The 8,453-nt window shown below is 67.8% G+C and carries 1 pseudogene; it reads right to left on the bottom strand.

From position 1 onward, the window contains the following. A pseudogene (gene tpsA1, locus ACTJJX_RS34440) lies at window positions 1–8,453 on the bottom strand (two-partner secretion system exoprotein TpsA1); the annotation flags it as partial.

Consider the following 8,453-nt stretch of genomic DNA (forward strand, 5'->3'; position numbering starts at 1 on the left):
GCATCGTCGCGGGCGATATCCAGCCTGCCGAGGCTGTACACATCCCCGTAGAGGTTGGTGATGTCGCCGGCGCGCAGGGTCATGTCGGCGCCACTGAACAGCAACCCGCGCTCGTTGAGCAGGGCGGGCGCGTTCAATCGCAGGTTGCCGCCGCCGCCCAGGGTGCCGTAGTTGTTCAGGCTCGCGGCGCTGGCCACGAGGTCGCCGGCGGCGGTGATCCGCCCACGGTTGACCAGCAGGTTGCCGGCGCCGAGCGTGACATTGGCGCCGCCGGCGAGGCTGGCGGCATTGCCGAGGTCGAGGCTGGCGGCGTTCAGGGCGAAGTCGCCGAGGCTGGTGGCGCGGCCGTTGCCACGGTAGCCGCCGCTCAGCTCGAGGCGCAAGCTGCCGTCGCTGGCCAGCAGGCCGTCGTTGCTCCAGTCGCCGCCGCGGCCAGTGAAGGACTGCACCGCCAGCAGCTTGCCCTCGGCCGTCTGGCGGAAGGTGCCGATGTCCAGGTTCAGGCGTCCGGCTTGCAGCACGCTGCTGTTGGTCCATTCGCTGGCGCGGATGTCCAGCAGGCCATTGGTGGTCAGTTCGCCGCCGGCGCGGATCACCTGCCCGGAATCCAGGCCGAAGGTGCCGTTGCCGGTATGGAGGATGCGCCCGCCGGCGTTGGCCAGGCTGCCCAGTTGCAGGTCGAGGTCCTGGTTGGCGCTTTCCAGCACGCCGTAGGCGTTGTTCAGGCCGCCAGCGACCAGCCGCGTGCTGCCGCTGCGGCCGAGGGCGCGCAGGCTGCCGCCGCTGTTGTCGATCGCGGCGGCGCGCAGGTGCAGCTCGCTCTCGCTTTCCAACTGGCCGAAGCGGTTGGCCAGCGCGCCGGCCAGGCTGAAGTCGATGCGCCCGGCGCCGACCTTGCCGCCCTGGCCCGCCGCCGCGCCCTGGTTGAGGAAGCGCTGGCCGTCGAGGCTGAGCAGGCCGCTGGCGTAGAGGCCGCCACCCTGGTTGTCGAAGTCGACGGTGACGATGCGGTTGTCGCCGCCCAGCGCCGAGACATGGCCCTGCTGGTTGCGCACGCCTTGCCCGGCGCGGATTTCCAGCGACTGCGCCTGGGTGACGCCGGCGCTGTTGTCGAACAGCCCGGTGACCAGCTTCAGCCAACCCTTGGCGCTGTTGAGCACGCCGCCGGCGCCGTTGTCGAGGCTGCCGCTCTGCAGGTCTAGGTTACCGGCCCGGCTGTCCAGGCGGCCGCCCTGGTTGTCCAGCGCGCCACCGATACGCAGCTGGTTGTCGCCCTGGGCCTGGAGCGTGCCCTGGCGGTTGTCCAGGCTGCCGGCCTGCACCTCGAGGGCGCCGGCCTGGCTGAAGATCAGGCCGTCCTGCTGGTTGCGCAGGGCGCCGCCGCCCAGGCGCAGGCTCATGCCGGCCTGGCTGGCGAGGGTGCCGGAGGCGCTGTTGTCGAGGCTGCCGGCGCTGATCTCCAGCAGCCCCTGGCTGACCAGCTTGCCGCCGCGGTTGTCGACGCTGGCGCTGCGCAGCAGCAGGTCGCCGCCGCTGGCCAGGCGCGCCGCGCCGGTGTTGACCAGGGCGCCGCCGAGGATGGCGTCGAGCCGGCCCTGGCTGATCAACTGGCCGTCGCTGTTATCCAGGCTGGCGCCCTTGAGCAGCAGGCTGCCGCCGTTGATCCGGCCGCCGGCGTTGTTCAGCAGCGTATCGTCGCGCTCGAAGCTCAGCGCGCGCTGCGCCGAGACCAGGCCGCCCTGGCCGTTGTCCAGCTTCCCGGCGATGCTCAGGGTCACGTCGCTTTCGCCGGAGACGATGCCCTGGGCGTTATCCAGGCTGGCGGCGTCGATCCGTTGCGCGCCCTTGCTGACCAGGGCGCCCTGGCCGTGGTTGTCCAGCGCGCCGCCGAGGCTGACGGCCAGCTCGCCGTCCTTGCTCGAAAGGGTGCCGCCGGCGCTGTTGTCCAGGCTCCCGCCTGTCACCGTCAGGCCCTGCCATCCGGAGAGCAGGCCGGCGCCGGCGTTGCCCAGCGCGTCGGCGTCCAGGCGCAGTTTCCCGGCGCTGATGATGCGCCCCTGCTGGCCGTTGTCGATGCGCCTGGCCAGCAGCTCGAAGCCCTGCTGGCTGGAAATCTCGCCGCCCTGGCGGTTGTCGAGGACGTTCAGCCGCTCGATGCTCAGCGGGCCGCGGGCACTGATCAGGCCGCCCTGGTTGTCCAGGTCGCCGCCCCGCAGGTCGAGACTGACGCCGCGCTCGCCGATCAGCCGGCCCTGGCGTTGCACCAGGCGCTCGACCGTCAGGCGCAGGTCGCCCCGGGCGGAGATTTCGCCGCCGTCGGCGGAGTCGACGCGCCCTGCCGTCAGTTCCAGTTCGCCGTCGCTGGTGAGCAGGCCGCCACGGTTGTCCAGGTTGGCGGCGCTCAGGCGCAGCGACTGCTTGCCACTGAGGGCGCCGCCACGGTTGTCGAGGTCGGCGCTGCTGACGTCCAGGACGCCCTGACTGATCAACTGGCCACCCTCGGCGTTGTCCAGCGCGCCAGTGGCGACGCTCAGGCCGGCGTTGCCGGAGAGCAGGCCCTTGCCGCTGTTGTCCAGCGAGGCGCTGGCGAGCGTCAGGCGGGCGCCGGAGACGGTGCCTTCGGCGTGGTTGTCCAGCGCGCCGTCGACGCGCAGGTCGATGCCGGCGCGACTGGCCAGGGTGCCCTTGGCGCTGTTGTCCAGGCGAGCGGCCGCGATGTCCAGGCCGGCGGCGCCGGAGATCACCCCGGCCAGGCTGTTGTCCAGGGCCTGGGCGATGCGCAGGGTCAGGCTGTCGGCGCCGATCAGGCGCCCGCCGCGGTTGTCCAGGCTGGCGGCGGCGAGGGTGAAGGCGCGGTCGCTGGAGATTTCCCCGCCGGCGCCGTTGTCCACCGCGCCGAGCTGGCGCAGCAGCAGCGCGCCGGGCGTGGCGATCAGGCCGCCGTCGCGGTTGACCAGCGTGCCGCCATTGAGGTCGAGGGTGACGCCGGTTTCGCTGACCAGGACGCCGCCTCCGCGCTGGTCGAGGCCTTTCAGGTTGGCGTCGAGCAGGCCCTTGGCGCTGATCCGGCCCTGCTGGCCGTTGTCCAGCCGGGCGGCCACCAGGGTGATGCCGGCGTTGCTGCCGATGCCGCCGTTGCGGCTGTTGTCCAGCACGCCGGTGCGGATATCCACCGCGCCCTTGGCGCTGATCACACCGGAACGGCTGTTGTCGAGGCTGGCGCCCTTCAGCGTCACACCGGCATCGCTGAGCAGCCTGCCGCCCTGGTTGTCCAGCGCGGCCTGGCTGGTCAGCGCCAGCGCACCGGCGCTGGAGAAGGTCCCGCCACGGTTGTCCAGGCGCGCGGCGCGCGCCGTCAGGCTGCCTTCGCTGACCAGCGCGCCGCCCTGGTTGTCCAGCACGCCGCCGAGGCTCACGCTCAGGCCGTTCTGGCTGTCGAGCCGACCGCCGTCGCCGTTGAACAGTTCGCCGCCGTCCAGGCTCAGGCCGTCGCGCCCGGCCAGCACCCCCTTGGCCTGGTTCAGCAGGCGCTGCACGGTGAGGCGCAGGCCGCTGTCGCCGATGACCTTGCCGCCGCGGTTGTCCAGTTGCTCGCGGGCGTTCACGGCGACCTTCGAGGTGCTGGAAATCTCGCCGGCGCGGTTGTCGACCTGCCGCGCCTCGATAGCGATGCCGCCATTCGCGGCGATCAGCCCGGACTGGCTGTTGTCGAGCATGTCGGCGCGAAGGTCCAGGCTCCCCTGGCTGACCAGCTCGCCGCCTTGCTGGAGCAGCGTACCGACCGCCGCCTCCAGCACGCCTCTGGCGGCGATACGGCCTTGGTTGCCGTTGCTCACCTGGTCGGCTACAAGCTCCAGGCGGCCTTCACTCACCAGGCTGCCTTGTTCGGCGTTGTCCAGGCTGGTCACGCTGATACGGGCATCACCCTTGCTGCCGATGGTTCCCGCACGGTTGTCCAAGACCTGAGACTCGATGGCCAGTCCGTCGGTCGCCAGGACCTGCCCCTTGAGACTGTTGTCCAGTGTCTTGGCGATGCGCAGGGTCAAAGCTTCGCTGCTGATCAGCCGCCCGCCCTGATTGTTCAGTGTGTTGGCGGCGAGGGTGAAAGCACGGTCGCTGGATATCTCTCCGCCGACGCTGTTGTCCACCATGCCGAGTTGGCGCAGCAGGAGCGCGCCAGGCGTTGAAACCAGACCGAGGTCGTGGTTGTCCAGGGTGCCACCGTTGAGGTCGAGGGTGACACCGCGCTCGCCGACCAGCGAGCCTCCCCCCTGCTGAAGCAACCCTTTCAGGTTGGCGTCGAGCGTACCCTTGGTGCTGATCCGTCCTTCCCGGCCGTTGTCGACCAACCCGGCGACCAGGGTGACGCCCGCATTGCCGCCAATGGATCCCTTCTGACTGTTGTTCAGGGCTCCGGTACGAATGGCCACAGCCCCTTTCGCACTGACCAGGCCCGCACGGCTGTTGTCGAAGCCAGTGCTGTTCAGGGTGGCTCCAGCATCGGTCACCAACCTGCCACCCTGGTTGTTCAACTCGCCCCGGCTGGTAACGAGCAGGCTACCCGCACTGGAGAAAGTCCCCGCCTGGTTATTGACCTGGTCGGCCTTCACTGTCAGCGACCCTTCGCTGACCAGTGCACCGCTCCCCTGGTTGTCCAATGCACCACTGAGCGTTACATCCACCAGGCGTTGGCTGCTGAGCAGGCCGCCATCGCCATTGAGCAGTTCCGCGCCGTCCAGGTGCAATCCATCGCGACTGGCGAGCACACCCTTGGCCTGGTTCAGCAGGCGCTGCACGGTTAGGCTCAGCTCACTGTCGCCGATCACCTTGCCCCCCCGGTTGTCCAGTTGTTCCCGGACAGCCAGAGCCACCTTGGCCACGCTGGATATTTCCCCACCGCGGTTATCGATCTGGCGTGCCTCGGCGGTGACCCCGCCATCGGCGCTCACCAGGCCGCCATTGCGGTTATCCAGGCTATCGGCGTCGAGAGTCAGCGTCCCCTGACTGGCCAGTTCTCCACCCTGCTGCTCGAGGGTGCCAACCGTGACCTGCAGATCGCCCTTCGCGGCAATGCGCCCCTTGGCGCTGCTCACCTGCTTGGCGGTCAGATCCAGGGCGCCTTCGCTGACCACGCGGCCTGCCTCGTTCTCCAGGCGGTTCACCCCGATGCGTGTATCGCCCTTGCTACCAACGATGCCGCTATGGTTGTCGAAGACGAGTGCAGCGACATCCAGCCCTCCGCTTGCGGAAAGAACGCCTTGGAGGCTGTTGTCCAGTGCCTGGGCGATGCGCAGGGTCAGGGAGTCGCCGCTGATCACGCGGCCACCCCGGTTGCTCAGCGCGGTCGCGGCGAGGGTAAAGCTTCGATCGCTGGAGATCTCGCCACCGCCACTGTTGTCCACGACACCCAGTTGCCGCAGCAGCAAGGCTCCAGGCGTGGCGATCAGGCCCTGAGCACGGTTGACCAGTTCTCCCCCGCGCAGATCGAGCGCGATGGCCGTATCGCTGACCAGCCTGCCGCTGCCCTGCTGATCCAGCCCCTTCAGGTTGGCATCGATCGCACCCTTGGCAGTGATCCGGCCGTTCTGGCTGTTGTCCACCAGGTCCGCGACCAGCGCGAGCCCGGCACCGCTGCCTATGCCGCCCTTCTGGCTATTGTTGAGGCTGCCAGTACGGATCTCCGCGGCCCCCTTGGCGCTGACGATGCCGCCCTGGCTGTTGTCGAGGCTGGCGCTGCGCAGGACGGCACCGGCGTCGGTGACCACCCTGCCCCCCTGGTTGTTCAACGCACCCTGGCTGGAAAGCGACAGGGTCCCGGCGCTGGAGACTGCACCGCCCTGGTTGTCCAGCCGACCGCTCTTCACGCTCAGGCGTCCCTGGCTGCTCAAGCTGCCCGCCTGATTGCCCAATACGCCGTCCAGAATGACGTCGATGCTATGCTGGCTGCTGAGCAGGCCGCCGTTGCCATTGAACAGTTCGGCGCCATTCAGGCGCAGCCCATCACGACTGGCGAGTACCCCGCCGTCCTGGTTGAGTACCCGTGGCGCGACGAGGCGAAGTCCGCTATCGCCGATGGCCTTGCCGCCTCGGTTGTCCAACTGCTCGGCGACGTCCAGTGTCACCTGGCCCGGGCTGGCGATTTCGCCCGCACGGTTGTCGATCCTCCGGGCGGAAACGGTCATGTTGCCATCAGCACTGACCAGACCGCCGCTGCGGTTGTCGAGGCTATCGGCCTCGAGCATCAGCGCACCCTCGCTGCTCAATTCGCCACCCGCCTGGTTAAAGGCTGTCACGCTGGCGTGCAGGTCACCCCTGGCCGCGATCCGTCCCCTGACACTGTTCGCTCGCTCGGCAGTCAGTTTCAGACGACCTTCGCTAAGCAGGTCGCCGTCATCGTTTTCCAAACGGGACACGTCGATATCGACGGCGCCCTTGCTGCCGATGGAGCCACTGCGGTTGTCCAGGGCAAGCGCCCGGATATCCAGGCCTCCGGTGCCGGAGAGAACACCTTCGAGGCTGTTGTCCAGAGCCTGGGCGATGCGCAACGTCAGTACACCGCCGCTGCGCAGGCGGCCACCCTGGTTGGTCAGCGCGGAGGTGGTGAGTGTGAAGGCTCGGTCGCTGGAAATTTCCCCGCCGCTGTTGTCCACCATGCCGAGTTGGCGCAGGAGCAAGGTTCCAGGCGTGGCGATCAGGCCCTGAGCGCCATTGGCCAGGGTTCCCTCGTTCAGGTCGAGTATGATGCCGGCATTACTGACCAGCCGCCCTTTGCCCTGCTGATCGAGTCCCTTGATATTTGCGTCGATCATGCCTTTGGCAGTGATCCGACCTTCCTGGCTGTTATCCACCTCAGTAGCAATCAGGCCGAGCCCGTCATTGCTGCCAAGATTGCCTTTCTGGCTGTTGTTCAGAACCCCGGTATGGATCTCCGCCGCAGCGTTGGCACTGATGATCCCTGATCGGCTGTTGTCCAGGCTGGCGCTGGTCAGGCGCAGGCTGGAGTCCGTCACCAACTTGCCGCCACGGTTGTCCACCGCCTCCTGGCTGCTCAGTCTCAGCGCACCGGCGCTGGACAGAGTGGCGTCCTGGTTGTGTATGCGCCCGGCGCTCACCGTCAGGGTACCGTCGCTGAGCAGCGCGCCCTTGCCCTGATTGTCCAGCACGCCGTCCAGAGTGACCTCTATATGTCTCTGACTGCTGAGCAGTCCGGCATTGCCATTGAACAATTCGGTACCACTCAGGCGCAGCCCATCGCGGCTGGCGATTACTCCCTTGTCCTGGTTGAGCACGCGTGGCGCGGTGATGCCCAGACCACTGTCAGCAACGACTTTGCCGCCACGGTTGTCCAGTTGCTCAGTGAGATTCAGCGTCGCCACGCCCTGGCTGGCAATCTCGCCGGCACGGTTGTCCACCTGCCGGGCATCGATGACCACACCTCGGTTGCCGGCGATGCGACCAGCGCCGTTGTCGACTTTGTCGGCGTCGAGGGCCAGCGCGCCCTGAGTCGTCAGCTCACCCCCGTTCTGCACCAGCGCACCGAGTTTGGCACGCAGTTCATCCTTGGCGACGATACGCCCCTTGGAGTTGTTCGCCTCATCGGCCGCCAGCTTCAGGCCGCGTTCGGCGATCAGCGTGCCAGCGTCGTTTTCCAGGCGGGTCACACCGATATCGATGGCGCCCTTGCTGCCGATGGAGCCACTACGGTTGTCCAGGACGAATGCCTGGATATCCAGACCTCCGGCACCGGAGACAATCCCCTCGAGGCTGTTGTCCAGGGCCTGCGCAATACGCAAGGTCAGGGCTCCGCCGCTGAGCAGGCGTCCCCCCTGGTTGTTCAACGCGGAGGTGGCAAGAGTGAACGCGCGGTCGCTGGAGATTTCCCCACCGCTGTTGTCCACCACGCCGAGTTGGCGCAGGAGCAAAGTGCCAGGCGTGGCGATCAGGCCTTGAGCGCGATTGACCAGGCTTCCCTTGTTCAGATCGAGCGTAATGCCGGTATCGCTGACCAGATTGCCCCTGTCATGCTGGTCCAACCCTTGGAGATCCGCATCGATCGCACCCTTGGCAGCGATCCGGCCCGCCTGGCTGTTGTCTACCCGAGCGGCGACCAGGGTGAGTCCCGCATCGCTGCCGATACTGGCTTTCCGGCTGTTGTTCAGGTTGCCGGTACGAATTTCCACGGCCCCCTTGCCACTGATCGCACCGGTCTGGCTGTTGTCGAGGCTGGCGCTGCTCAAGCTAAGTCCGGCGTCGCTCGCCAGTCTGCCGCCCTGATTGTTCAGGGCGCCCTGGCTGGTCACTGCCAATGCCCCTGCGCTGGATAGCGTACCGCCCTGGTTGTCGAGCCAGGCTGACTTCACCGTCAGGAAGCCCCGGCTGTCCAGGCTGCCGGCCTGGTTATCGAACGCACCGGCCAGGGAGACGTCGATACCCTTCTGGCTGGACAGCAGGCC

It is taken from the genome of Pseudomonas sp. 22490, from assembly GCF_052044465.1.
GTDB classification, from domain to species: domain Bacteria; phylum Pseudomonadota; class Gammaproteobacteria; order Pseudomonadales; family Pseudomonadaceae; genus Pseudomonas; species Pseudomonas aeruginosa.